The sequence below is a fragment of the Hoeflea sp. TYP-13 genome (assembly GCF_040932035.1).
Taxonomy (GTDB): Bacteria; Pseudomonadota; Alphaproteobacteria; order Rhizobiales; family Rhizobiaceae; genus Hoeflea_A.
The window spans coordinates 681,276-706,209 of sequence record NZ_JBFRBB010000001.1; the positions used below are offsets into that span (position 1 = coordinate 681,276).

22 protein-coding genes are annotated in these 24,934 nt (G+C 56.6%); 9 read left to right on the plus strand and 13 right to left on the minus strand.

The window, feature by feature from the left end:
* Positions 1–11: 11 nt before the first annotated feature.
* Complete coding sequence (locus ABVT35_RS03140) at positions 12–890, plus strand: dioxygenase (RefSeq protein WP_368464820.1); 879 nt, start codon at positions 12–14, stop codon at positions 888–890.
* Between the two features lie 374 nt (positions 891–1,264).
* Positions 1,265–1,969: a GntR family transcriptional regulator gene (locus ABVT35_RS03145; RefSeq protein WP_368464821.1), complete on the plus strand. Its 705-nt coding sequence runs from the start codon at positions 1,265–1,267 to the stop codon at positions 1,967–1,969.
* Between the two features lie 97 nt (positions 1,970–2,066).
* Here ABVT35_RS03145 and ABVT35_RS03150 read toward each other — a convergent pair whose 3' ends face one another.
* Positions 2,067–3,131, minus strand: a complete 1,065-nt coding sequence (locus tag ABVT35_RS03150; protein WP_368464822.1) for an MBL fold metallo-hydrolase — start codon at positions 3,129–3,131, stop codon at positions 2,067–2,069.
* Between the two features lie 305 nt (positions 3,132–3,436).
* On the opposite strand from ABVT35_RS03150, the gene fumC reads away from it, so the two are divergent.
* The gene (gene fumC / locus ABVT35_RS03155; RefSeq protein WP_368464823.1) at positions 3,437–4,840 is read left to right on the plus strand and encodes a class II fumarate hydratase; all 1,404 of its coding nucleotides are present in this window, start codon (positions 3,437–3,439) and stop codon (positions 4,838–4,840) included.
* 8 nt (positions 4,841–4,848) lie between these two features.
* On the opposite strand, the gene ABVT35_RS03160 is transcribed toward fumC, so the two are convergent.
* From ABVT35_RS03160 to ABVT35_RS03175, 4 genes are all read right to left on the minus strand, one after another.
* Positions 4,849–6,006, minus strand: coding sequence for an L-lactate dehydrogenase (locus tag ABVT35_RS03160; RefSeq protein WP_368464824.1), 1,158 nt, complete (start codon positions 6,004–6,006; stop codon positions 4,849–4,851).
* A gap of 167 nt (positions 6,007–6,173) precedes the next feature.
* Positions 6,174–6,950 carry a 3D domain-containing protein gene (locus ABVT35_RS03165; protein ID WP_368464825.1) on the minus strand — a complete coding sequence of 259 codons (777 nt, stop codon included), beginning with the start codon at positions 6,948–6,950 and terminating at the stop codon, positions 6,174–6,176.
* Positions 6,951–7,114: 164 nt separating this feature from the next.
* Positions 7,115–7,900 (minus strand): glycosyltransferase family 25 protein, encoded by a 786-nt coding sequence (locus ABVT35_RS03170; RefSeq protein ID WP_368464826.1) that lies wholly within the window; start codon positions 7,898–7,900, stop codon positions 7,115–7,117.
* Complete coding sequence (locus tag ABVT35_RS03175) at positions 7,897–9,492, minus strand: glycosyltransferase (RefSeq protein WP_368464827.1); 1,596 nt, start codon at positions 9,490–9,492, stop codon at positions 7,897–7,899. Before ABVT35_RS03175 ends, ABVT35_RS03170 begins: the two co-directional genes overlap by 4 nt.
* Here ABVT35_RS03175 and ABVT35_RS03180 point away from each other — a divergent pair.
* Positions 9,491–10,678 (plus strand): glycosyltransferase family 4 protein, encoded by a 1,188-nt coding sequence (locus ABVT35_RS03180; protein WP_368464828.1) that lies wholly within the window; start codon positions 9,491–9,493, stop codon positions 10,676–10,678. The genes ABVT35_RS03175 and ABVT35_RS03180 overlap by 2 nt on opposite strands.
* Before the next feature lie 45 nt (positions 10,679–10,723).
* Here the strand turns inward: ABVT35_RS03180 and ABVT35_RS03185 are convergent, their stop codons facing one another.
* From ABVT35_RS03185 to ABVT35_RS03210, 6 genes are all read right to left on the minus strand, one after another.
* Positions 10,724–11,440 carry an aspartate/glutamate racemase family protein gene (locus ABVT35_RS03185; protein ID WP_368464829.1) on the minus strand — a complete coding sequence of 239 codons (717 nt, stop codon included), beginning with the start codon at positions 11,438–11,440 and terminating at the stop codon, positions 10,724–10,726.
* A 12-nt stretch (positions 11,441–11,452) separates the two neighbouring features.
* A complete protein-coding gene (locus ABVT35_RS03190; protein WP_368466263.1) occupies positions 11,453–12,166 on the minus strand; it encodes an ABC transporter ATP-binding protein in 714 nt (237 codons plus the stop codon).
* A gap of 12 nt (positions 12,167–12,178) precedes the next feature.
* Positions 12,179–12,958 carry an ABC transporter ATP-binding protein gene (locus ABVT35_RS03195; protein ID WP_368464830.1) on the minus strand — a complete coding sequence of 260 codons (780 nt, stop codon included), beginning with the start codon at positions 12,956–12,958 and terminating at the stop codon, positions 12,179–12,181.
* A complete protein-coding gene (locus tag ABVT35_RS03200) occupies positions 12,955–13,980 on the minus strand; it encodes a branched-chain amino acid ABC transporter permease (RefSeq protein WP_368464831.1) in 1,026 nt (341 codons plus the stop codon). Before ABVT35_RS03200 ends, ABVT35_RS03195 begins: the two co-directional genes overlap by 4 nt.
* Before the next feature lie 5 nt (positions 13,981–13,985).
* Positions 13,986–14,855: a branched-chain amino acid ABC transporter permease gene (locus tag ABVT35_RS03205; RefSeq protein WP_368464832.1), complete on the minus strand. Its 870-nt coding sequence runs from the start codon at positions 14,853–14,855 to the stop codon at positions 13,986–13,988.
* Positions 14,856–14,928: 73 nt separating this feature from the next.
* The gene (locus tag ABVT35_RS03210; RefSeq protein WP_368466264.1) at positions 14,929–16,059 is read right to left on the minus strand and encodes an ABC transporter substrate-binding protein; all 1,131 of its coding nucleotides are present in this window, start codon (positions 16,057–16,059) and stop codon (positions 14,929–14,931) included.
* A gap of 299 nt (positions 16,060–16,358) precedes the next feature.
* Here ABVT35_RS03210 and ABVT35_RS03215 point away from each other — a divergent pair, with 299 nt between their 5' ends.
* Together ABVT35_RS03215 and ABVT35_RS03220 are read left to right on the plus strand one after the other, a co-directional pair.
* Complete coding sequence (locus ABVT35_RS03215) at positions 16,359–17,075, plus strand: GntR family transcriptional regulator (protein WP_368464833.1); 717 nt, start codon at positions 16,359–16,361, stop codon at positions 17,073–17,075.
* Between the two features lie 93 nt (positions 17,076–17,168).
* Positions 17,169–17,636 carry a group III truncated hemoglobin gene (locus ABVT35_RS03220; RefSeq protein ID WP_368464834.1) on the plus strand — a complete coding sequence of 156 codons (468 nt, stop codon included), beginning with the start codon at positions 17,169–17,171 and terminating at the stop codon, positions 17,634–17,636.
* Here ABVT35_RS03220 and ABVT35_RS03225 read toward each other — a convergent pair.
* Complete coding sequence (locus ABVT35_RS03225; protein WP_368464835.1) at positions 17,630–18,523, minus strand: LysR family transcriptional regulator; 894 nt, start codon at positions 18,521–18,523, stop codon at positions 17,630–17,632. The two genes, ABVT35_RS03220 and ABVT35_RS03225, sit on opposite strands and share 7 nt — an antisense overlap.
* Before the next feature lie 101 nt (positions 18,524–18,624).
* On the opposite strand from ABVT35_RS03225, the gene ABVT35_RS03230 reads away from it, so the two are divergent.
* The gene (locus ABVT35_RS03230; protein ID WP_368464836.1) at positions 18,625–19,791 is read left to right on the plus strand and encodes a YbfB/YjiJ family MFS transporter; all 1,167 of its coding nucleotides are present in this window, start codon (positions 18,625–18,627) and stop codon (positions 19,789–19,791) included.
* Positions 19,792–19,804: 13 nt separating this feature from the next.
* Here the strand turns inward: ABVT35_RS03230 and ABVT35_RS03235 are convergent, their stop codons facing one another.
* Complete coding sequence (locus ABVT35_RS03235) at positions 19,805–20,974, minus strand: M20 aminoacylase family protein (protein WP_368464837.1); 1,170 nt, start codon at positions 20,972–20,974, stop codon at positions 19,805–19,807.
* A gap of 338 nt (positions 20,975–21,312) precedes the next feature.
* On the opposite strand from ABVT35_RS03235, the gene ABVT35_RS03240 reads away from it, so the two are divergent.
* Entirely contained in the window at positions 21,313–23,967 is a 2,655-nt protein-coding gene (locus ABVT35_RS03240; protein WP_368464838.1) for a right-handed parallel beta-helix repeat-containing protein, read from the plus strand.
* Positions 23,968–24,202: 235 nt separating this feature from the next.
* On the plus strand, positions 24,203–24,781 hold the full coding sequence (locus ABVT35_RS03245) for a helix-turn-helix transcriptional regulator (protein ID WP_368464839.1): 579 nt from the start codon (positions 24,203–24,205) through the stop codon (positions 24,779–24,781).
* The last annotated feature ends 153 nt before the right edge of the window (positions 24,782–24,934 follow it).

The following is a 24,934-nucleotide window of genomic DNA, read 5'->3' on the forward strand; positions in this document are numbered from 1 at the left end:
TGGAGACAGCCATGCGCGAAGTCACCGCAGAGACACTGACACAGGCATTCCTGAACTATTGCGGCCCGGAAACCTCGCCGAGGTTGCGTTTCGTGCTGGAAAATCTGGTTACCCATCTGCACGCCTTCGTCAAGGAAACCGGCCTGACCCACGCGGAATGGCGCAAGGGCATCGAGCTATTGACGAAAGCCGGCGAAATGACCGATGAGGAGCGCAACGAGTTCGTTCTCTTTTCGGACGTGCTGGGTTTTTCATCCCTTGTCGATATGGTCAATTCCAACCCGGAAGCGACCTCGTCCAGCGTTCTTGGACCATTCCATATTCTGGGCGCACCGGATCTTGCCTATGGCGGAGATCTCAAACGCGACAATGACGGCGCCACGGTTGTTGTCAAAGGCGTTGTTCGCGGCCCGCAGGGTGTGCCGATCAGCGGCGCGGTCATCGAGCTGTGGCAAACAGCCGACAACGGTCTTTATTCAAACCAGGATCCGCAACAGTCGGAGTATAACCTGCGGGCGCGCATGACTTCCGGTGAGAACGGCGAATACGGGCTGACGACGATCAGGCCGGCGCCCTATACGGTTCCCGATGACGGACCGGTGGGTGAGCTTCTGCATGCGACCGGGCGCCACCCGTGGCGGCCGTCCCACCTGCATTTTATCATCAAAGCTCCGGGCTACAGCACGTTGGTGACCGAAGTGTTCCCGAGCGATGATCCGTATCTCGACGAGGACCCTGTATTCGGCGTGCGAGCGGATCTGATCATGGAATATGTGGAACAGACCGATCCTGGCCAGGTGCCGGACGGTTTTGAAGCAAGGGACCGGCTCACATGGCCCTACTACAGTGTCGACTTTGATTTTGTGCTGGCGGCGGAGGCGGCAGAATAGGTGCACCTTTGCCCGGTTAACCGGTGAGATGAGTTGATGGAGGTTGTGCCAAAGCTCCCGAAAAGCCGATTTCCGGCCTGACGCTGGACCTGGAGATAACAGATGATCACAATGCCCGGAATTGGGGACCGATTCGCATAGCGATGCTATAGATTGTGCTGATAAGCGGCATTTGGCCGGATCAGCCATCGCAGACGGCAGTGTTATCCGGGATCCTGTCGGGATATCCGGACAGGGGGAATTGAAACCGGGAGAATTCGTCAAAGCGCAGTTGCGCACCAGGATGGAGAGCTAGAGAACGAACCGCGCAGTTTGCAGATGGGTTTGCCTGATACGCGGTTTGGCAATGCGGCACACATAATGAGGTGAATGCAATGTCTGCTGAAATAGGACTGGAAACGATTGCTGTCGCATCGGGTGGGGCGTCGATCACAGCACAATTGTTTGACCGTCTTCGCAACGATATTTTGAACGGCGCGCTGCAGCCGGGACAAAAACTGAAAATCGAAACGCTGCGCGAGCATTACGCGGTTGGCGCCAGCCCGGTGCGCGAGGCGCTGAGCATGCTGACCTCCGAAGGTCTGGTGCAGAGGCTCGACCAGCGCGGATTTCGCGTTTCGGAAATATCCGTCAGTGCCTTCGAGGAGCTTTTGAGAACCCGCTGCTGGCTCGAAGACCGCGCACTCCGGGAGTCGATTGCATCCGGTTCGGCTGCATGGGAGGAGGGGGTCCTGCTCGCCCATCACCGGCTAACGAAAACTTCGCGCACCAGCGGATCGTCGGATATGGCCAGCCCTCAATGGGAACAGGCGCATAAGCTGTTTCATATGTCGCTGCTTTCGGCCTGCGGTTCCGGCTTCCTTGTCGGCTTTTGCGAGCAGCTCTACGACCTCAATATCCGCTATCGTAACCTTGCCGGCGCGGTCGCCTATCCTTCACGCAATGTGGCCGCCGAACATCTGGCCATTTGCGATGCGGCTATTGCACGTGATGCCGACAATGCCGTCAGGCTGCTTGTCGAGCACTATACCGATACGGGTGAGTTCTTGAAGATGCGGCTGAACGCGCTATCGAAGTAACGCCGCTCTTTGTTTCAATCTGCCATTTGCGATCAGATGGTCCGCCGGATGAATGATCTTCCCGATCATCCGATCCAGCGGACCTTGTTGTTTTCGTTTAGTTTTTCTCCGGCAGGGTGATTGTCGCCAGGTCGGTGCCGACAATCGTATTTCCCTCGAAACCGCTGGAAGCGACGGCTTCCTTGTAGGCGGCTTCGTCAAGCGCGCCGCCCGGGATCGGGTAGGGGCCCTGTTTGGCCGCGCCCATGGGCGGAATGAGATGCGTCAGCATGAGGTTTTTCACGCCGGCGCGTTTCGACAGCGCCCCGAGATCGGCGGCGTTGCTCTGCCTGAAATAGATCGGTGGCGGAAAGCCGCTGTCCTTGTCAGGCCCCATGACCGGGTGGATGGTTGAATGAACCAGCACATCAGCACCCTGAGACAGTTTTTCCACCTGTTCCGACGTCGATGACGGACGCGGCGGTTTCGGCGCATCGTTGCCGGCATCGCCGCCGACCACCACGCTTCCGGCAGGTGTATCGACCCGGTAGGACGCGTGTCCCGGAATGTGCCTGGAACCGATGGCGGTGACCTTCACGTCGTCCTTCTGCCAGACCTCGACCGGCTCGCCGCCGGGTGCAAATGTCTGCACATTGACGAGATCGGCCGGGCCGCCGGGAAGACGTTTCTTGTTTTCGGCAAGCCGCTGTGCAATCTCGCCCGATTCAATGAGAGAATCGCCGATATGGGCAACGTATCTGCTGCAGCTCAACGTATGTCCGAGCGGCGATTTCGCATCTTCGCTGCAGACCACATCGACTTTCGGGCCGCCCGAATTGAAGTGCCAGCGCAGTTGCAGGATGTCGTGCAATCCCTCCGTATGGTCGGAGTGCATATGCGTAAAGAAGATGGCGTCGAGTTTGCCGACCGGAACCTTCATCTGCGAAAGGCGCATATTGGTTCCGCGGCCCGTGTCGAACTGCAGTTTGACTGCGCCGCAACCATTTGTCTCGTCGCCAAACTGAACAAGTGTTCCGGCACCGGCCTGGCCATTGAACAATGGCGGGCCGCCCTGTGTGCCTGTCAGCGTGACTTTCATGCACGGCTCGGCTGCTGCAGCCGAAACTGAAAGCGCCAGCCCAATACCCGCAAGGGTGCATAAACTTAACATCGATAATTTCATGTCCTTACCTCCCAAAATGGATAATAGACAAAAGAATTGAAAAAATCGATATTATTTTGTGAATAAACTGATGTCGATATGAAAGAATTGATCATCAGGCCGGAGTGGAAGGTGCGGACTTGTGCGGGCGAATTGGCAGTACTGCGCCCTATAGGATTGAATTCCAGCCGATCAGTGCAAGATGTTGCAGTCGCCGGCCATGTACGACTACCATCGCTTGCAATTGTTTTGATTGCAGTCCGCTAATAAATTGACTGCAATTATCATGAAAATTCGCGCAAAAACACAGGACGAAAGCGGAAGCCATGGCTGCTCACAAAAACTCGAAACGCGTTGAATCCGACTCATTCGGCGAATTGGAGGTGCCGTCTGAAAAATATTATGGCGCACAGACGGCGCGTTCGCTGATCAATTTCCCGATCGGCGGGGAAACCCTGCCGCTGCCGATGATTTCCGCACTCGGCATCATCAAGCAGGCGGCGGCAAGGGTAAATCTTTCCATGGGCAAGCTCGACAAGCCGCGTGCCGACGCAATTGTGAAGGCCGCCCGCGAAGTGACCGAGGGCCGGTTCAACGATCATTTCCCTCTCGTCGTCTGGCAAACCGGATCGGGCACCCAATCAAACATGAACGCCAACGAGGTCATCTCCAACAGGGCCATTGAACTGATGGGCGGCAAGATCGGCAGCAAGGACCCCGTCCATCCAAATGATCACGTCAATATGGGCCAGTCGTCCAATGATACCTTTCCGACGGCAATGCACATTGCCGCTGCCCGTGAGATCACCGGCACGCTTATTCCTGCGCTCGAACACCTTCACCAGGCAATTGAGACAAAATCCAAGGCATTTGCCCATATCGTCAAAATCGGCCGGACCCACACACAGGACGCGACCCCGCTAACGCTTGGACAGGAGTTTTCGGGTTACGCGGCGCAGGTCGCCAGCGGCATCGACCGGCTCAACCGGGTGCTGGACGGGCTCTACGCGCTGGCGCAGGGCGGGACCGCCGTCGGAACCGGCCTCAACTCGGTCAAGGGCTTTGCCGAAAAATTTGCCGCGGAAGTCGCAGAGCTCACGGGTCTCCCTTTCATCACCGCGCCCAACAAGTTCGAAGCGCTAGCCACGCATGATGCCTATGTGTTTGCGCACGGTGCGCTCAACACCGTCGCAGCCTCGCTGTTCAAGATATCCAACGATATACGCTTTCTGGGATCCGGGCCGCGCTCTGGTCTTGGAGAACTTTCCCTTCCCGAAAACGAGCCGGGTTCTTCGATCATGCCCGGTAAGGTCAATCCCACCCAGTGCGAGGCGATGACCATGGTCTGCGTTCAGGTGATGGGCAATCATACGGGCGTCACCATTGCCGGCAGTCAGGGTCAGTTTGAACTCAACGTCTTCAAACCGCTGCTGGCCTATAACCTGCTGCAGTCCGTTCATCTGCTCGCCGACGCGTCGCGCAGCTTCGCCGACCGCTGCGTCGTTGGCATCAAGGCAAATGAAGAGCACATCACCGCACTGATGGAGCGCTCCTTGATGCTCGTCACGGCACTGGCGCCGAAGATCGGATACGACAATGCAACAAAGATTGCCAAGGCGGCCCACAAGAACGGCACCACCTTGCGCGAAGAAGCGCTGCGGCTCGGTTATGTTACCGGTGAGGAGTTCGACACGACCGTGAGGCCCGAGCACATGATCGGGCCTTCGTAGACAGGTGGTCAGGTCACCCGATGGCCAAAAACCGTGTGCAGGTTCGAGCGGTCAAGGTCTGTGATCTTACGCTCGCCGCAAAGTGCCATCGTCGTGTCGAGTTCGGTGTGCAGTATCTCGAACAGTCTGGAAACGCCGCTCTTGCCGCCGGCGCCGAGGCCGTAGACGAAAGGGCGGCCGACATAGGTGCCCTTGGCTCCCAGGCACACGGCTTTCAAAATGTCCTGTCCGGAGCGGATGCCGCCGTCGATATGCACTTCGATCTTGTCACCCACGGCGTCGACGATATCGGGAAGCGCGCGGATGGCGGAAGGCGCGCCGTCGAGCTGCCTGCCGCCATGATTGGAAACGACAATGGCATCGGCGCCGCAGTTGAGCGATTTCCTGGCATCCTCAGCGTCGAGAATGCCCTTCAATATGACCGGTCCGCCCCAGCGCTCCTTGATCCATTCGACGTCGTCCCAGGAGAGGGTCGGATCGAACTGTTCCGCCGTCCAGGAACTGAGCGACGACAGGTCGCCGACTCCCTTGGCGTGGCCGACAATATTGCGGAAGGTGCGCCGCTTGGTCATTGCCATGGCCATGCACCACGAGGGAGACGTTCCGATCTGCCACACATGCTTGGGTGTGAATTTCGGCGGTGCGGAAAGGCCATTGCGCAAATCCTTATGACGCTGTCCGAGGATCTGCAGGTCGAGTGTTATGACCAGAGCCGAACAACCGGCGGCCTTGGCCCGGTCGATCAGATTGCAGACAAAGTCCCTGTCACGCATCACGTAGAGCTGAAACCAGAATGGTTTGGTGGTGTTTTCCGCAACATCCTCGATCGAGCAGATGCTCATGGTCGAAAGCGTGAAAGGAACGCCGAACTCTTCGGCTGCCTGCGCCGCGAGAATTTCACCATCGGCCCATTGCATGCCGCAAAAACCGACCGGTGCCAGCGCTACCGGCATCGACACGTCCTGACCGATCATCGTGGTGGCTACCGAACGGTTGGTCATGTCTACGGCAACGCGTTGCCGTAACGTAATGTCGTGGAAATCGTGCTCATTGGCGCGGTAGGTGCTCTCGGTCCACGAGCCTGAATCGGCATAGTCGAAAAACATCTTTGGAACCCGCCGTCTGGCCCGCTTTTTCAGGTCTTCCACTTCAAGAATTGGCGCCATTGCGCACCTCCACAACTGATGGGTCCATGCCGGTGCAAGACACCGCGATCCGTGTATCGGGCATCGAATGAGCGTCCGGAATTGGGCGCATCATAATGATGATGAAGGCAGAGGCAAGCCACTATAGTCTAATTGGACAATTTTTTTTACCAGTTGAGAATTGAATGCTAATCCGTGTGCAGTTCAAGCATCTGCTGACGGATCTGCTTGTCCTCTATGACGTAGGCTTCGAAGGTGTGCGATGCCCCTCCGGCAAGGTCGGGGAACGGGTTCTTGCTGACGAAACCGGTATAAAAATCGATGTGATGACCCTTAACGCCACTGCCCGTATCGGCGGCAAAGACATATCCGTCATGGGTAAAGGCGGTTCCGTCCGCATACACCAGATCACGGCCCCGAAGGTCGGGAATGAAGATCAGCGTCCGGTAGCGGATGGGAAATTGGCGGCGGTCGACTGCGATCGACCGAAACGCCGCGAGCGGCATGTCGTCTATGCCATAGCCGTATTTGACCTTGGGCGAGGTGATCTTGAAAAATCGGGTATGGCGCATTCCAAAGCGGGCCCGGGCGTGAAGGTGGGGAAAAAACTCATCGCAGTTAACCTGCGACGGTCCTCCCGCGTCACGCACATTGACGATGACCTTGCTGCCGTCCGGCATGGCGATGACCGCAGCTCCCTCAAGCGCGGCTTTGCACCAGTCTTCCCGGCTGAGTGCAGGCCCGATCGGCTTGTTGTGCTGGTTCAACAGTGCAAAACCATCCTTGCTGTTTTGCGCAATCTTGGTGTGGTAGTAGGTGCCCCATAAATGCAAGCGCCGGTGTTTTGAAAGATCCTTGGGCTCGTCATAGCTGAAGGCAGACGGATCGCCGTTTGCGGTTGTGACCATGGCAAGGCTGGACACCAATGACAGCGCCAGCAGGCAGATTGTGGATCTCAAGAACATCGCAATTCCGGCGGTGTGTATAGGGCAGTCAGGCAGATATCGAGCAGTCAATATAAGAATAAACTGAATTTTATTTAAGTAAAATCAAATAGGCGCGATCAATACTGTCAGATACGTGCGGTATATACCGTAAGTAATGCCGCGCAAATAACCGCACGATCAGGTCAGTAGCCCCTTTCAGCCCGTTGTCTGAGCTGATGATAGCGACCGAAGGCGAATTTTCTCAGGGCAAGGTAATTGCCTTTGACGGACGTTCCGATACCCCGGTTGTTGTACTTTATCTTGCGGCGCCCGTCCTCCAGGAAGCTGCCTCCAAGGCTGGCGCTTATTTCCCCTACGAGCGACGGCCGAGCCGTCCATATATCCAGCCCCAGTTCCCAGAAATATTTGATATCCTCGTCGATCTGCCTGTAGATCCGTTCCCGTGACAGAATTTTTGCCGCGCCCTGTCGGCTGAGGATATATGCGACGGCTCCGGCTCCGACGCTGCGCGGTTTGATCAATTCGATGGGGCCGTGGTTCCGCTTGGTGACAAATCCGTTCCTGGGCGGTCCGAAATCGAACAGTTTTAACATATCGCCATCGGCCATCACCGCCCCGATGTTGGCGATGAGGTGCCGCCAATGCCAGGCAGATCCCAGATTGCCGAAATCATCCTCGAAAAACAGACCGAACGGATTGCCGCTTTCAAGGAACATTTGCATCATTTTTCTGTGGCCGGCATAGACGGCGATCTCGCCTTGGCTGAGCGGCCGTTTCGAGTATTTCCTGTTCAGTTCGGTGTCGTAGTGTTGTTCCAGCCTCGTGTCGTCAGGATTGAATCCGGAGACAAATTGCCAATCGATTTCCGGTGCGATCACCCTCATCTGTGCACCCGCCGAAGAGCGCCGCCGCTGGCCTGCGCCTTCGAATGTCAACACATAGGCGGTCATGTTCGCAACATGTGTCATGAGCGCACATGCCGGATTTCGGTGTTCGGCAAACCGATCGGAACGATGCCGCAATCGTGCGCCCAGTAGCCGAATCCCTCCGTTTCAAGCAGATTTTGATAGGGGATTTCCGGGAAGCGGATTCTGGCTCTGTGCACCGATGCATGGACCAGCAGCATCGTGCCTCCGACACCGTTCATTTTGATGCGGTCGCAATAGCGCAGATCGTGAAAGTAAAGACGCTTGCTGGTGTCGACCGGCGGTGTGTACAGGCCGCCGTGGACATGTTTGTAATAGGCACTGTCGCGGTTGTCGTCCGTCACGACAAAACTGTTGAGATCATAGGTCAGGCCGCCCGGCTCCAGCACGCAGTTCGGCACCACGATCTTCTCTTGCTCGCGCAGCAATCTGGTCAGAATGTCCGGCGGATAGTGGTTGACATCGGCGTCGATCCACAGCGCCCAGTCCGCGTCGTCGTCCAGTGCTTCGTCGATCAGGTAATTGCGAACTTGCGCCAGTCCGCTCCTGCGCTGCTTCTGCAGCCTTGGCTTCCAGCGGTCCGCTCTGTCGAATCTGTTTCCGGTATTCTTTCTCAGACATCTGATGCCGGCAAACTCACCGCGAAGTTTCTCTTCGATGCTTTGCAGCTTGGACCAGGTGCCGTCCTGGCTGTCGCCCTCGCAGAACGCGATTTTGAGGTTGGCGCGGGGGTGGTCGAGCTCGCGCAACAGTTTGATGCAGCGGTCCAGGTGGGGTTCAGCGTCACGCACCGGAATGAGACAGCAGATTTTCTGATCCGGGATGGGCCTGGACGTGTCGAGCGGCGTTTCAAGAACTGCCCGGTCCACCAGTGACACTGCCTGACTTTGCGACATGAAAGGTCCGCGGGTCAGCCGATGGCGGATCCGCCTTGCGTTCTTCTTGATTTTTCTGAACGGAGTTTCGGACCAGGGACTGAACCAGCTGCCGAACCAGTAATGGGTTGATAAATGGTGGTCGCAATATTCCCCGAACCTCTCCGACCGTGATTGCGTTCCGTCTTTCGCAAGCGGGTTGAAGATATGGCAGGAGTTGATGCACAGGGAACCGGGGGCATCATAGCGTTGCGCGCAGGCGGTCAGGACGAGCGGACCTGTCGTGTCGAGGACGTTACGGGCATAGCGGCAGCGTTTCATCTCCTCAAGCATCATCACCCAGAAGGGGTGACCTTTCGGGCTGGCGATGATGCCGTTGAAGAGCACATGGTCGAGGTTTCGCACCTTGCAGTGCGCGTCGAAATGTTCAGCCGGCTCGTGCGCCAGAACAATCCGCTCCTCGTTGCAAAGCAGATCGAACGGCTTGTGACACAGTGTGTCCAGATCCGCATAGACGCCGCCGTGCATGTATAAAATCATGTATCGGCCGGCATCGGCGCGCTGAACCGGATTTCCGTAGGCGCGAAACTGATCGAGGAAATCCGGGCAGTTCTCGGCGATCAGCCGGTCAAGGTCCTTGTCCGTCCACAGCCGGTAGGTCCACCCGGGGTGCTGCGACTTCCAACTGTCCACCAACTCCCGATATTTGTCGGGGATGTTTTCATCGCGCCAGGTTTGGTGAATTATCCTCGGTATCATGCAGCAGATCCGGCCACTAAAAATCGTCCAGTTCGTTATCGATCCGTTTCAGCAACCGGTTTCGGGAGCCGAACTGAGGAATGATGCTGTCAGGAAGGCGCTGTCGCAGATTGCCGATGTCGCAGTGGTTTCGCCGCAGTCTTTCGGTGTCTCAGGTAAACGTTTGTCATACAGCAAGAGCACCCCCACCCTTCTGGTGCCAGATGATGCATGTATGAAGAATTTCGTCAAGTATATCAATGAAGAAATACCCGACATAATCTTGCTTGAAGGAGTTTCGTTGCTGAAATTCGGTGAACAAATTCTTAAAAAAGGTAACTCTTTCTTTCCAAACGTAATATTGGACAGCCACAATGTAGAAAGTGCGCTGCAAGAGGAATTGGTGCTTGGAACTGCTTCGGCCTCAATCCGGAAATTACGCGCACTCCTGTTCGGCGGCGGGCTGAGCAGGGCACGCGAGGCCGATGCACGGGCCGTGCAGCTGTTCAACAGGGTGCTCGTTCCGACTCGGTCTGATTATCGCCGGCTTTCAAATCTGGTAGGGCCCGACTTAGCGAAGGCGAAAATCCGCGTGGTCGAAAACATTGCACCCGAATGGGCGCTGGACCATCTTGCCGATGGCGGGCAGGGCGCGCCGGAAAACGGACGACCGGTAAATCGTCTGCTGTTTGCCGGGCATCTGCGATACCGGCCAAATGTCGACGCCGTGGGTGATCTGTTGAGCGGTATTTGGCCGCGCATTCTGTCCGAATTTCCCGAAATGCATTTGCGCATTGCGGGTCGAAGTCCAAAATCCCGCATCAGGCGATGGACGGCTTCTGGCAGGAATGTGGAACTGGTGGCCGATCCGCAGTTCATGGCCGATATCTACAGCGCCTGCGATGCCGTCATAATTCCGCTTCGCTCCGGCGGCGGTTCCAGATTGAAGGTACTCGAGGCACTCGCAGTTGGAAAACCGGTAATTGCGACCGCTAAGGCCGTTGAAGGGCTGGATCTGGATGAAGGCAAACACTGGCTGAGAGCCGAGGCGCCGGACGACTATGTCAGGGCTGTTGCTCTTCTGAACGAAAGCAGGCAATGCGTCGCCGATTTGGTTCAAAACGGCCGGGAAATCGTCCGCCGGCGCTACGGCAATGATGCGATGGAGGCGAGCCTGAAGTCAGTGCTGTCCGAATTCCGTCCGTGATTGCCAAACGCGATCTTAAAACCGGATTTGCCCGACACTCATTGACTAGATTGGAAGGTTTTCGCGCTCAGCTGCCTGTTTGTGCATCGCATAGGCGCCGATCTTCGAGGTTTTCAGCCGCGAGGCGATAAGCGCTTCGGCAAATGTGATCGCGCAGGTCACACCATCAACCACGGGAAGCCCGTGTTCGTGCGACAGCCTTTGCATGAGATCCGCCATGCCGGCGCAGCCAAGCACGATCGCCTCGGCATGATCTTCTTCAATCGCCTTCTGGATTTCAAGACTGATCCGGCCCACGGTATCGGGATCGTTTCGCTCCAGTTCCAGAACGGGAATATCCGTCGCCCGCACCCTGGCGCAGCGCGATGCCAGGCCGTAGCGCTGCAAGTTGGCTTCAAGCCCCGGAACCGAACGCACCAGCGTTGTAATCACCGAGAATTTGCAGGCCAGAAAACTGGCGGCATGATACGCCGCTTCGCCAATGCCAATAACCGGCACATCGACCGCGCATCGCACCGCGTCGAGACCCGTATCGTCGAAACAGGCGATGACCACCGCATCGATATCGCGGTGACGTCCGACTTCGGACAGCAGCCCGGGAAGCGAAAGAGCGATGTCATAGAAACCTTCGATACTGCTCGGTCCCTGGTCCGGATTGACGGCTATAATCTGCGTGTCGGGTCGGGCGACGGAGCGCGCAACCTCTGCTATTTTCCCCGTCATCGAGGACGTTGTATTGGGATTGACAATCAATATACGCATTCGCTTCACCGCTCAGATGTCGCCGCCGAGATAGGCGGCTTTGATGCGGTCGTCATGCAGCAATTCGCTGGATTGTCCGCTGATAACAACGCTGCCAGTGGTCATGGCATAGGCTCTGTTGGAAATGCTGAGCGCCATGCGCGAGTTCTGCTCCACCAGCAGGACTGAAACACCCTCGTCCCGGTTGATCGATACGATCGAGCGGGCAATGTCCTGCACGAGTTTTGGCGCAATGCCGAGCGACGGTTCATCGAGAAGAAGCAACCGCGGCTTTGCCATGAGTGCCCGGGCGATAACGACCATCTGCTGTTCTCCGCCACTGAGCGTGCCGGCAGCCTGGGTAAAACGCTCCCTCAGGCGGGGAAACCTTTCAAGCACGTTTTCAAGGCTGGCCGAAACCTCGTTCTTGTCGGAGCGGGTAAAAGCACCCATCAGCAGATTGTCCTTCACCGACATGAGCGGAAAAACCCGGCGGCCTTCCGGAACCATGGCAATGCCGCCTTTCACGATGTCCGGAGCGGACATGTTGTCAATCCGCCTGCCGCAAAAGTGGATCGCACCCGATTTGATCTTTCGAAGACCCGTTATCGCTCTCAGGATGGACGACTTACCGGCGCCGTTTGCGCCGATCAGGGCAACGGTTTCGCCTTCTTCAACACCTATGGAAACGCCTTTCAGCGCATAGACATTGTCGTAGAAGAGTTCGACGTTTTCGAATTTGAGCATCTCGGTCATCGGTCAGATCCCAATCGCATCGTCTTCGCTGCCGAGATAGGCCTCGATGACTTTTTCGTTCTTCTGGATTTCCTCCGGACTGCCCTCGGCGATCTTCTCCCCGAAATTCAGAACGATGATCCGGTCGGAGATCGACATCACCGCCGGCATGTCGTGCTCCACCAGCAGGACTGTTACGCCCCGGTCGCGAACCGCACGTACCAGCTCAACGGTACGCATTGTCTCGTCGTGGTTCATGCCGGCAAACGGTTCGTCGAGCAGCAGAATGATCGGGTTTGTTGCAAGCCCGATGGCTATGCCGAGAGCCCGAAGGTGTCCTTGCGGCAGGTTGCTGGCAAGTTCGTTCCGCATCTCGTAAAGGCCCAGAAACTGCAGTATCTCGTCGGCGGACCGGCCGAAATCTCCGACGTCCTTTCGCGCCGATTTTGTGCTCAGGAAATAGCCGCCAAGGGTCGCGGTGGATCGAAGATGGTGAGACACCACCACACTCTCGCGCACGGTCATGCTCTTGAAGATGGTGGATTCCTGGAAAGTGCGCACAACGCCCTTTCGGGCCACCACATGAGGCGACAGGTTGGAAATCCGCTCGCCGCGCAGCAGCACTTCCCCGGAACTGGTTTTCAGGAAAGACGAGATCATCTTGAACAATGTCGACTTGCCGGCACCGTTCGGACCGATGACTGACAGGATCTCCTTTTCCTGCACGTCGAACGAAATCGCATTGTTGGCAACCAGACCGCCAAACCGGCGGGTAACATCCTTGACTTCCAGAAGCTGGGTCATTGTCCGGCCTCCCTTTTGCCGGGCAACCGGATACTCAATACGCCATTTGGCAGGAACAGCATCAAGGTGATGAGCAGGCTTGAATAAATGAGCAGTTGGTATTTGCCGAATTCGAACAGAAGGTCCCAGCCGAAATAGAGCAGCAATGTTCCCAGCATCGGCCCGAATACGTAACCCAGCCCGCCGAGGAAGCAGTTGAGCATGAAGTTGACCGAATCGGCGACCTGAAAGCTGGACGGATAGACCGATTGTGAAATGGCGACGAACATCGCACCGCCAATGCCGCCGAGAAACGAGGAAATCGCATAAACGATGATGCGCAGATAGGTGATGTTCACGCCGATCGAGGAGGCGAGTTCCTCATTTTGCTGCAGCGAACGGCACAGATGGCCGAGCCGCGAATTGACGAGACGGTACATGCCGGCAAAGCACAACACCATGAGGACACAGGCAACGTAGTAGAATGCGAGTTTCACATTCTCCAGCGTTGAAAAGTCCGGAATGAGCGTTAGGCCGAAAACCGACAGTTTCTGCGGCAGCGGTATGGAGACAATGCCCTTCGCTCCGTTTGTTATCGGCAGGGCCAGTGCGCTGAGCCGGGCGACTTCGGTCAGCACCAGCGTGATCATGGCGAAATAGACGCCTTTCAGCCGCAATATGGGCAGGCCGATGAAGACGCTCAAAAAGGCACAGAAGAGCCCGGCGAGGGGTAGTGTCCACCAGAAGACAAGGCCGTATTTCGTAACCAGTATCGCCGATACGTAGCCGCCGACGAGCGCATAGGCGCCCTGGCCGATATTGATGCGGCCGATATAGAAGGTCAGCCAGACACCGGCACTGGCGATCGAAAGCAGCGCGACCGATGTCAGCGTGTAGTAAAAGTCCCAGCGCCCGGTCAGGCTGATCATCATGGGAACGACGACAAAAAGGACGATCAGGAAGACGGCCGCGCCGGCAAGCTGTTTGGTGTGAGTTCCCGACACGCCGGTCAGTCCCGCTTGTTTGGTCTGAATATCTGACATGTCGGTCAACCCCACGGTTTGCCCATCAGCCCTTGTGGGCGAACGGCAAGGAAAATCATCAGCGAGACGAAGATCAGCAGATAGGTGATGTCGCCATATTGGGACAGGACCGCCAGTCCGACAGCTTCAAGAGCACCGAGTATGAAGCCTCCGGCAATCGCGCCTGAAATGACACCGGCGCCACCGATCATCACCATCATGAATGCCTTGATCGACGTCGGACCGCCCATGCCCAGATTAACTCCGGTGATGGTGACCAGCAGTCCGCCGACAATCCCGGCAAGCATGGCGCCGAGGGCAAAACCGACCATTGAATAGCGGTCAACATTGACGCCCATGAGTTGGGCTGCAACGCGGTCCTGTGCCAGCGCGCGCAGTGCACGGCCGGTCTTGCTATATTGCATGAAGGCAATAAAGCCCCCGATAAAGACAATGGCCAGAATACAGATGAGGATCCGGTCATAGGGCATGATCAGCCGGAAATCCCAATTGAAAACGCCGTTGACGATTTTCGGTACGCCGCGCTGTTTTTCACCGAAGACCAGCAGAATGATCGCATCGAGCAGAAACGCGATTCCCGCCGCCAGCAGCATGCTGCTTTCTTCGCGGACCGAGCGTTTCATAACGGGGCGGAACAGGAAGTATTCGACCAGCGCGCCAACGACGGCCAGGCTCACGGCGGAGGCAAGCAGCGCGACGACAAAAGGCAATCCAAGCTGGCCATAGACAGTGTAGGTTACGAATCCGCCCAGAACATACATCTGGCCATGGGCGAAGTTCAGGACGTTCATCAGGGCGAATATCAAGGTCAGCCCGAGTGCGATCATGGCGTATTGCGAACCAAGATAAAGGCTGTTTGCGATGACCTGTTCCATAGAGAATCCTCTTCATTCGGCCCCGGGCAACTTGCCCGGGACTTAAAGTCGACTTTGGATCTTGGAGGGGAGTCTAGTCGACTTCGGCGACAAACAGTGTTTCGAACTTACCGTCACGATACACGTTTACCACCAGAGGAACTGCAACCTGGCGCTTCTGGCCGAAGGACGTCGAGCCCACATATCTGAGCTTGGCGTCGCCCTTCATGTAGGGATTTGCGACTTCGAAGGAGTCCATTGTCTTCTTGAACTCGTCGACATTGTCGATCGCCGCCGGATTGGCCTTGAGGGTCTCGAGTATATATTCCAGCGCGTAGACCTTGGTGTTGGATTCGTCGTTATATTCGCCGAACTGTTTTGTGTAGCGTTCGACGAACTCGTTCATCAGATCAGAAGCAATATCCGGTGTTGAAGCGCCGCCAACCGAAATAAAGCCGTTGGCAAGATCGCCGGCACCTTCCTGCAGCACCGAAGCATCCTGCGCGGTTTCGGTGGAGATCAGGCCTTCATATCCGAGCTCGCGCGCCGAGCGGATCAGTTGCGGTGCGTTCGCCGGCGATACGCCGGAAAGCACCAGAAGGTCGGGTCTCGAGCGCATGACGGGAGTCAGCACCGGCGTGAAATCCGTCGTGTCCACCTGGAATGTGACGTTGCCGGAGACGACTTCAAGGCCGATGGCTTCGGCCGCTGCAATGCCGCTGTCGCGCTGGCTCAGCGGGTCGGATTCGTTGGCTGCAACAAATGCGACGGTCTTAACGCCTTCATTTTCCTTCAGATATTTGTAGATGGCCGGTCCCGACTGATAGTTGGCGACCATGCCCAGGACCGCGTTTGATGCCGGCGGGCTGTAGAGTTCCTTCGGGAACGCGTAGGGGAAATAAATGATGCCGTTCTGTTCTGCGACAGGGCGGACCGCCGCCGCACCGTCATCGACATTTGGTCCGACGACGTAGTGAATGCCCTCCTGCGCCATCTTTTCCATGCCTGCGATGGCCCGCTTCGGGTCCTTTTGATCGTCGAAAGTGACGATCTCGATGTCGTAGGTTTTGCCGCCGATTTCGACGCCGCCGATCTCGTTCAGCCAGTCGGCGCGGGCCTGCATGGACCGGACATTGGATATTCCCCATGCGGCGGCCGGCCCGCTTGTGACACCGACAAATCCTATTTTGAGCGTGTCGTCTGCCGCCAGAGCACCGGTGCCCATGGCAAACGTACCCGCGATGGCAAGTGCCGCCATTCTTGAAATCATTGATCTGTGCATGCTGTCCTCCCTGACTCGCACAAACTGCATTCGCATTTGTAAGCAACGGACCGGAATTCCGTCGCCGGTAACTTCCGTCCACGCCGCATTGAACGATTGTTAACAAAAATTGTCAACCATTTAAAAAATTATTGTAAACAATTTTGAATGTGCTTGTTTACTTTCAGGTTGAATTTTCTTAACAATATCACCAATCACAGCTATCTGGAATCACACGTCCCTTGGCGAAAAAGGTGCTGAAATTGGGCAAAGCTGCCGTAGAAATGAACGACAAGCAGTCCGGAGGCGAACGCGAACCGGACGAGCAGGAAATCGTAGACAGAATTTACGCTGCGGTCATGGAGCAGCGATTGCCGCCAAAGACCAAGCTTAGCGAGGCCAAGCTGTGCGAAAGCTTCGGCGTCGGCCGCATGCGCATCCGCCGTGCGCTGCTTTTACTTGCAAGCCAGGGGATCGTCGACCTGCACTCCAATCGCGGTGCATTCGTATCCTGTCCTGATCGCCGCGAAGCAACAGACGTGTTTGGCGCGCGCAAGCACCTTGAGTCGAGCATTATCAGGGAAGTGGCGGTCAACGCGTCCGCCAAGAACCTGGATGTTCTCCGCAATCACGTTGCACTAGAGGATGCGGCACGCCAGCAGAACGAGCGGCGTGAGATCATCCGCCTGTCGGGCGAATTTCATGTCAAGCTTGCGGAGGCGACCGGCAATATGGTGCTAAGGCGCGTTGTGCGCGAACTGGTGACCCGAACTTCGCTCATTATCGGCCTGTTCGGAACTTCCGGCGGATCGAGCTGTCCCGACCATGAACATCAGGATATTCTGGATGCTATCCAGGACAAGGATCCAGATGCTGCCGAAGCACTTGTACGGGCGCATCTCGAACATATCGAGGCAGATCTCAACCTCGCGACCGAAAGAGACAGCCAGCCGGATCTCGTTTCGATCCTTGGGCTGTAGCGTTGCCGGCATTCCCGCCCTGCGGCAATTCATCCGCTTGAAATTGAAGTGCAACGGCAACAGATTCACTGCGACCAACGGGGTGGATCGCAGATGAACGAGCGGCGCGAAAAGATATCGAGGGAAATTTCCGAAAGGACCGGCATCACCGAAGAACTGATAGAGCGGCTTGTCCGGCGGTTCTATGACCGCGTTCGCGCCGACGGCGTTCTTGGGCCGGTATTTTCCGCGCGCATCACCGACTGGGAGCCGCATCTTGAGCAGATGTTCGCGTTCTGGTCATCCGTCGCCCTCATGAGCGGGCGCTACCACGGACGGCCGATGCAGAAACATGCGCCTTTGCCGGTCTCCGCGCAGCATTTCGACCGCTGGCTTGCGTTGTTTGAGGAAACGGCGCGGGAGCTGTGTTCCGCGGCCGCGGCTGATCATTTTGTCGAGCGGGCGCACAACATCGCCAAAAGTCTTGAAATGGGTGTTGCACAACATCACGGTGTAATGCTCGCGCCCGGTGAGCGGCTGAATATTCCGAACGAAAAGGCACCCGGCGCTTTGGCTCAATGAGCAGCGGCGGGTGGAGCCTCCGGGCAAGAGGGCAGCAGCTTCTTTAATGCGTCAAGTTTTGACGATGCGTAGTCGGCGCGCCACACCAGCAGTGTTTTGATGTCGGAAAAGAGTCCGGGCAGGGGCTGTTGCTGAAACTGACCCTTGGTCTGCACCATGTCCAGAACGGATCGGGGAACCACCGCATAGCCGGTTCCGGCTGAAACGCAGGCCAGGATGGCAAGATAGGAACTCACCGCCATCACGTTGCCGGGAACAATTCCCGATTCCAGCAGCCACCGTTCCAGATACCTGCGATAGGCACAGCCGGTTTCAAAGGCGACAACGGTCCTGCCGCTGATTTCGGCGACATTTTGGAGAGACGGAAATGATTTCGGGGCGACCAGGACCAGCTGTTCCTGGAATACGACCAGCGTGTGCACGCGCTCGGAGCTGACCGGCTCGGCGATAAAGGCCGCTTCGATTTCGTAATTTTGCAGACGGTCCATCAATGCCCCGGCCGTGTCGGTGGTGAGTTCGATTTCAACGTCCGGATAGAGCTCATGATAGTGCGACAGGATTTCAGGCAACCGGGCGGCTGCCGTGCTCTCCATGGCGCCGATCCGGAACGATCCGCTCGGTTTGCCTGTTGTTAGTGCTTCGGAGGCTTCGATGGACAATTGCAGGAACCGCTCGGAATAGGCAAGCAGCAGTTCACCGTCCGGTGTCAGCGTTAGACCCCTGTTTTGCCTGAGAAACAGCGGTTTGCCCAGCTCATGCTCAAGCTGTTTGATGCGGGTGCTGATATTTGACTGCACCCGGTTCAACTTTACCGCTGCCCTGGAGATGCTTCCTTCAATCGCCACGGTCCGGAAGATCTCAAGGGCACGCAAATTAAGACCGTGCATATATATCTCCAAAAGAGAAACCTAAGTTCACTATAATTCATTTTTTTAAATGTATACCGCGAGCTACCGTGCGGGCAAGCGTCGAAATCAGAGACCGTATTATGCCCAATTCATCGCAGACGGCCCGGATAGTCATAGTCGGCCTGGGTTCCCTGGCAATCGCCATGGGGATTGGCCGATTCGCTTTCACGCCATTGTTGCCCTTGATGCGCGAGGACGGGTTGGTCGGCATTTCCGATGGCGGAGTGCTGGCATCCGTCCATTTCCTCGGATATTGGCTCGGCGCGGTTTTTGCGGCGAAAATCCCTTACCCGCCAAAAACAGTCTTGCGGCTTTCCCTTATTGCCATCGGTGTTTCGACCTTCGCGATGGGGATGACGGACAGCCTATTATTGTGGTCCGTCCTTCGATGGATATGTGGTGTATGCAGCGCATTTGCCCTGGTGCTTGTCAGCAACTACTACATCAAAAAACTTGCGGATCTGGGTCTTTCTCAAAAACAGGGCTGGGTGTTTTCAGGCGTTGGCATCGGGATAGCGGTTGCGGGTTCAGGAACATTAGCCATCATGGCCGGTGGAATTGGCAGTGCCCATAGCTGGCTTATATTTGGTGGGGCCACGCTTGTTGCGGCGGTAGTTGTGTGTGCAGGTATCGGACCGGAAATTGCCGCGTCCCGTGCCGATGCGCAAAGCCAGGGATCGCGAACGAGTCCGCTGAGCTGGCGCCTCGTCATTGCCTACGGCACTGCGGGTATCGGTTACATCATTCCTGCGACCTATCTGCCGGTGATGGCCCGCGAAACGGTGTCGTCTCCACTGTTGTTCGGCCTGGCCTGGCCGGTTTTCGGGATCGCGGCTTTTTTATCGACGCTATTGGCTGCAAGAATAAACAGCCGCTATTCAAACGCGCAGATATGGACTGCGAGCCAGTTCATCATGGCAGCCGGATTGGTCCTGCCGGTCATTTGGCCACACATTTCCACGGTCATCATTGCGGGAATTTGTGTGGGCGGGACTTTCATGATCATCACCATGATGGGAATGAAGGAGGCGCATCGCATCGCGCCGGTGCACGATGTTATGCGTCATATATCGGTGATGACGGCCGCCTTTGCCAGCGGACAGATGATCGGCCCGTTGTTCGCAGGCGTCCTTTACGATGTAACACGGAGTTTCAACGCCTCCCTCGTGATCACGAGCCTCGCACTCGCGATCACCGCGCTGTCGTTGATGTGCGGTTCAGCCGTTACGAAGACAGCCGCAACATGATCGAAAAAACCGATCAGTTCCGGAGCGGCAACCGGTCTTCGACGATCTTTGCCCAGAATGCGATACCGTAGGGCAGGGCCTCATCGTTGAAATCATATTCGGGATGATGCAGTCCAGCCGTCTCGCCATTGCCGACAAAGATAATGGCGCCGGGATTTTCCTGGAGCATGTAGGAAAAATCTTCCCCGCCGAGCCGCGCCGGCTGCTCGCGGTCGACATTCGCCTCGCCCACCACCTGCACTGCCGCTTCCGCCGCATGGCCGAACTGGTCGGAGTGATTGAATGTCACCGGACATAGCCGGTCATAGGTCAGGTCCGCACGCACGCCGTAGCATTTGGCGACACCTTCGACGATTTCATGCATGCGCCGCTCGATTGTATCGCGCGTATCTTCATGCAGATTCCTAACGGTCCCCTTCAGCGTGGCGGTTTGTGGTATCACATTGTTGGCTTCACCGGCCTGCAGGGCGGTGATCGAGATGAGGCCGTTCTTCATCGGGTCCGAGTTGCGTGTAATGATCGACTGGAAGCCATTGTAGATGGCGTTTGCTGCAACAAGCGGGTCTACGCATTTATGCGGCCGTGATGCGTGGCCGCCGACGCCCTCGATCTCGACATAGAAAAAATCTGTGGCCGCCAGTGTCGGACCTTCGCAAATCCCGAAATGACCGATAGGCAAATTTGGCATGTTGTGCATGCCGTAGACCTCATCGATGCCGAGCTTGTCGAATATTCCGGTATCGAGCATTGCCTTTGCGCCGACACCGCCTTCTTCTGCCGGTTGGAAAATGAGAACTGCCTTGCCCGCAAAATTGCGTGTCTCGGTCAGATATTTGGCGGCGCCCAGCAGCATGGCGCTATGGCCGTCATGGCCGCAGGCGTGCATTTTGCCAGGCGATTGCGATGCATGTTCCGCATCCGATGCCTCTTCAATGGGCAGTGCGTCCATATCAGCCCGAAGACCGACGGTCGGGCCTGCGGCGGACCCGTGGATTACGGCAATAATGCCAGTCTCGGCAATGTTTTCATGGATCTCGTCAACGCCGATTTCCTTGAGCCGGTCGGCAATGTACCGCGACGTTTTCGGCAGGTCGAATAGCAGCTCAGGATTGCGATGCAGCCACTGGCGCCATTCCCTGACTTCGGGAATGATATCGGCAATTCGGTTGTTTGTCGGATGCATGATTTATCCCTGTGAATTTGCGCGGCTGTTTGCGCCGCTTCAAAGCCGTAATGTGTGCAATGTCTGCCGGTCTGGTGCAAGAGCGAACCAGTAGATCAGGTGAAAATTCTCCGCTATCGACCTTCAAATTTCCGGTATTTCATCCGCATTTAGGTCGTTTTTTCAGCCCTCCCGGTCCCATAAACCGAATAAACCTTTGTCATAAGGCGCGCAGATTAAACCTCCGGGCAATGGGCATTCTCCGTATGTCGTGGCCTAAGCGCATTTGTCCAACCCTGAAATTTTATTGAGTCTCGGGTTTTTCGGACACATGGCGCGAATTCATATTGGGGACACATATGCAGCTTCGAGGGGAAGCGGCAGCGGCGGAGCCGGGCTCCGGGCGTTGTCACACGTTGACCGGAAAAGACAAATCAACGACACAAACATCCACAGAAGGCAAGCATCGGGTATCCGCTTGCCAATGGAGGGGATTCCCGAGAAATCGGCAGGTACGAAACCCCCGAAGCCATGCATGGCGGCGCTTAAGCCTATCCGTCGCGCTGTTTGCTGGCTTCTGTATCGGTGCGGAGGCGGAAGAGAATACGTACCACTCTGACCCCGCCGCAAAGTGGCACGGCTGGCTCGAATTCGGTGGCTATTACGGTACCGATCGGACCAGTCGCGGCGAGGCGACCGTCTTCGCACCGATCGTACAGACCCCCGACAGCCTTTTCTTTCTGGATATCAAAGGCAAATTCTTCGAGCAGAACAACCAGGAAGGCAATTTTGCGCTCGGCTATCGGAAGATGACCGATAGTGGATTTAATCTCGGCGCCTGGGTCGGAACCGACATCCGCGCGACAAGCCTCGACAACACGTTCTGGCAGTTTTCCGGCGGCGTTGAGGCGCTTTCCCACAATTACGACTTTCGCGCCAACTTCTACATACCACTGACCGATCCGAAGGCCGGCGGCGCCGGACTGACGCAAGTGCATCTGCAGGGCAACAGCATCTTCATGACCGGTGGCCAGGAGGTTCCGCTCGGCGGTGCGGATGCCGAAGCCGGATTTCGCATACCCCTTGAAAAGCTCAATGAGAGCTTTTCCGCCGTCGAGCTCAGGGCCTACGGCGGCGGCTACTATTTCGACAGCTCGGACGCCAACCAGGAAGTTGCCGGCGGCAAGGCGAGGCTGGAACTGCGTGTTCCGGACGTTTTCGAGGCGCTGCCGGGATCGCAGCTCACCGCCGGCTATCAGTTTACCTATGACGATGTCCGCCAGTCGCGTCATCAGGCCGGTCTGAAACTGCGCATTCCGTTTGGGGAAATTTCGGATGCCGATTCGGACCGGTCTGTCCAGCTTGCATCGCTCTTACCGCAGGAGCGGCGCATGCTCGACGGCATTGAGCGCGATACCGACATTGTCGTGACTGCATCGGGGCGTGAAAGTGTCATTGACGACGCGACCAATGTCGCTCTCGACCGGGTGGCCTATGCCAGTGATCTCGCCACGCTTCAGGCGGCGATCGGGCAGGGCGCCAATACCCATATTATTGTTCGGGGCAGCGGCACGGAAATCGATGTGACCTCACTTGGCGGCATCCAACTTCAAGATAGCCAAACCATCCAGGGTGGTGGCAGCATCATATTGTTGCGCGGCGCGAGCAGCGGTACGGTGGCTGGCTTTTCGGCGCCGGGCTCGAGGCCGACGCTGGCATCCAGCGATGCGTCGTTCAGAACCGGTGTCGTCATGATGGCTGCCAACACCCACGCGGCTGGATTGAAAACGCTGGGCGGCTATGCCGGCATTTTCGGTGGTTCCGGTCTCAATAATGTGGTCATTGAGCAAAACGAGGTGTCGAGAACCCTGCAAAACGGCATCCAGATGGTCGATGCAAATACCAACTTCGCAGTACTTGGCAACAGGCTGTTCGATATCGGCGATGACGGCATCGATATTGGCGATGACAACAGCTCGTTCGTCGTTGCGGGCAATGCGGTCGGCACAGCTCCCGCGATCGGTCCTAGTGGACCCGAAACCGGTTCGGATATAGGCGATGATGGCATCGATATCGGCGACTACAACAGCTTCTTTGCCGTCGCCAACAACGTCATCCGTAATACGGATGACAAGGGCGTCAGTATTGCCGACGACAATAGCGATTTCGTGGTAGCTCAAAACGATATCAGACACACTGGCGGCCGCGGAATCTGGGTTGACGACAGGAATACCTTTGTCGGGATCATCGGCAACACAATCTCCCATGCCGCGCATGAGGGTATTGCCTTCGATGACGAAAACAATCTTGTGCTGGTCGCTGGCAATATGGTTTCCGATACAGGGTGGGAAGGGATATATTTCGACGACTACAACGGAGGAGAATACCTGGACCCGGTTCTCGGCCCGCAGCCGGGATTTGTCGCGGTAATCGGCAATACCGTCATGCGTTCCGGTCTCGACAAAAGCGACGATTTCCAGAGCGGAATAAAGTTCTACGATGACAATGTGGCGGTCGTTCTGGGTAACACCATCATTGATCCGGGTACCAACGGAATCGAATTTGTCAACTACAATGCGGCCATTGTGGCCGGCAACATGATCGCCGGCGTGAGGGCCGGCAACGGCATTCATATGAACGGCAGGTTCAATGAGCTTGTCTTCGGTGGCAACCGGTTTGGTTCTGTCGCGGGTAATCTCTTCCATTTTGACGCCCCTGGCAATGATCTGCCGCCGGCTTCGACCGTCGCTACCCTGCTTCAGGGAGCCCTGGGCGCCAACCCGGCATTTGTTGCGCAGGCGCGGAAGGCAGCACTTGCTATCGGCGTCAGCAATGCCGAGTTCGACCGGATCATTGCGGATCTGACCAGAACATTGCTCAGCCCGAATGTTGCCATGGTTGCGCCGGGCGGGCTCCTCTGCGGCCAGTTCCATCCAACAATCCCTGGCTTCAGCGGTACGCTTAACATCGTCGATCCGTCGGGCGGTCTGCGGACATTCACGGACGGCTGCTAGCAGCCGTTCACGCCTTGTCGGACCGGCGGTGTTTAGGCGCGCGCGAACCGGCGGGGCAATGGCGGGAAGGCAGTGGCGACAGCCTCCCGCCAGCTACCTCCAGAGGTGCGTCAGCTGATTGCTGGCAGCCTGGCGGGAACACGCGTCCGGTTTAGCAGTACGGAACGAGATAACTCGGCCATGTCTAAGGCAACTGCGGCGGAACCGGCGTCAGTACAGATGGGATTACGTTCACATGCCAAACAGTATGACACGTGACCATATCGGTTTGTGGGGTCTCATCGGAGTCCAGGCTCTATGCGTATTTATCCTGATTGCAGAAGTCGGTATTGAACTTTATGGCGAAACCGGCGGGAAGTCTGCCGACGGACAACCGATTGCGCCCAATTCCGACCATGATCACAATTTTGAGTTTGTTGTCATTGTGCTTTTGACAGGCAGCCTCGCATCCACCGGTCTGATCGTTCGGCGGGTTCTTAGCCGTCACAAGCGAACGGACGAGCTGTTGCAGGCCGCAACCGGCGCTTTTTTTGAACTGGTTCAGCAATATTTCGACGATTGGGATCTGACCCCATCGGAACGTGACGTCGCGCTGCTGTCGATCAAGGGACTGATGATTTCCGAAATCGCACAACTGCGAAATACCAAGCTTGGGACCATCAAGGCCCAGTGCGCTTCGATCTATAGAAAGGCCGGTGTCAGCGGCCGGCCGCAGCTTCTCAGCCTGTTCCTTGATGAGCTGATTGCAAAGGGAATGAGCGATTGTAAGAAAAGTTGTCCTCAGGCCAGGAGTATCGGACACAATTTGCCATAATAACGCTGGTTCTGCGATATGGCAGAAAATATCGATATTGATGACCGTGTCGGACCGACATCAACCACATTTTGCTGCCCGGTGGCAATATTTTGTATGCGGCTGGTGTGCTCCTAACGGATTCCGTCGTATACACAGTAATAATGCCGCGGC

Bases quoted from the DNA above. Each gene is read 5' to 3' on its own strand.
- ABVT35_RS03140 (WP_368464820.1), top strand. From the start codon at position 12: ATGCGCGAAGTCACCGCAGAGACACTGACACAGGCATTCCTGAACTAT.
- ABVT35_RS03145 (WP_368464821.1), top strand. From the start codon at position 1,265: ATGTCTGCTGAAATAGGACTGGAAACGATTGCTGTCGCATCGGGTGGG.
- ABVT35_RS03150 (WP_368464822.1), bottom strand. From the start codon at position 3,131: ATGAAATTATCGATGTTAAGTTTATGCACCCTTGCGGGTATTGGGCTG.
- fumC (WP_368464823.1), top strand. From the start codon at position 3,437: ATGGCTGCTCACAAAAACTCGAAACGCGTTGAATCCGACTCATTCGGC.
- ABVT35_RS03160 (WP_368464824.1), bottom strand. From the start codon at position 6,006: ATGGCGCCAATTCTTGAAGTGGAAGACCTGAAAAAGCGGGCCAGACGG.
- ABVT35_RS03165 (WP_368464825.1), bottom strand. From the start codon at position 6,950: ATGTTCTTGAGATCCACAATCTGCCTGCTGGCGCTGTCATTGGTGTCC.
- ABVT35_RS03170 (WP_368464826.1), bottom strand. From the start codon at position 7,900: ATGACACATGTTGCGAACATGACCGCCTATGTGTTGACATTCGAAGGC.
- ABVT35_RS03180 (WP_368464828.1), top strand. From the start codon at position 9,491: ATGCAGCAGATCCGGCCACTAAAAATCGTCCAGTTCGTTATCGATCCG.
- ABVT35_RS03175 (WP_368464827.1), bottom strand. From the start codon at position 9,492: ATGATACCGAGGATAATTCACCAAACCTGGCGCGATGAAAACATCCCC.
- ABVT35_RS03185 (WP_368464829.1), bottom strand. From the start codon at position 11,440: ATGCGTATATTGATTGTCAATCCCAATACAACGTCCTCGATGACGGGG.
- ABVT35_RS03190 (WP_368466263.1), bottom strand. From the start codon at position 12,166: ATGCTCAAATTCGAAAACGTCGAACTCTTCTACGACAATGTCTATGCG.
- ABVT35_RS03195 (WP_368464830.1), bottom strand. From the start codon at position 12,958: ATGACCCAGCTTCTGGAAGTCAAGGATGTTACCCGCCGGTTTGGCGGT.
- ABVT35_RS03200 (WP_368464831.1), bottom strand. From the start codon at position 13,980: ATGTCAGATATTCAGACCAAACAAGCGGGACTGACCGGCGTGTCGGGA.
- ABVT35_RS03205 (WP_368464832.1), bottom strand. From the start codon at position 14,855: ATGGAACAGGTCATCGCAAACAGCCTTTATCTTGGTTCGCAATACGCC.
- ABVT35_RS03210 (WP_368466264.1), bottom strand. From the start codon at position 16,059: ATGGGCACCGGTGCTCTGGCGGCAGACGACACGCTCAAAATAGGATTT.
- ABVT35_RS03220 (WP_368464834.1), top strand. From the start codon at position 17,169: ATGAACGAGCGGCGCGAAAAGATATCGAGGGAAATTTCCGAAAGGACC.
- ABVT35_RS03225 (WP_368464835.1), bottom strand. From the start codon at position 18,523: ATGCACGGTCTTAATTTGCGTGCCCTTGAGATCTTCCGGACCGTGGCG.
- ABVT35_RS03230 (WP_368464836.1), top strand. From the start codon at position 18,625: ATGCCCAATTCATCGCAGACGGCCCGGATAGTCATAGTCGGCCTGGGT.
- ABVT35_RS03235 (WP_368464837.1), bottom strand. From the start codon at position 20,974: ATGCATCCGACAAACAACCGAATTGCCGATATCATTCCCGAAGTCAGG.
- ABVT35_RS03240 (WP_368464838.1), top strand. From the start codon at position 21,313: ATGCAGCTTCGAGGGGAAGCGGCAGCGGCGGAGCCGGGCTCCGGGCGT.
- ABVT35_RS03245 (WP_368464839.1), top strand. From the start codon at position 24,203: ATGCCAAACAGTATGACACGTGACCATATCGGTTTGTGGGGTCTCATC.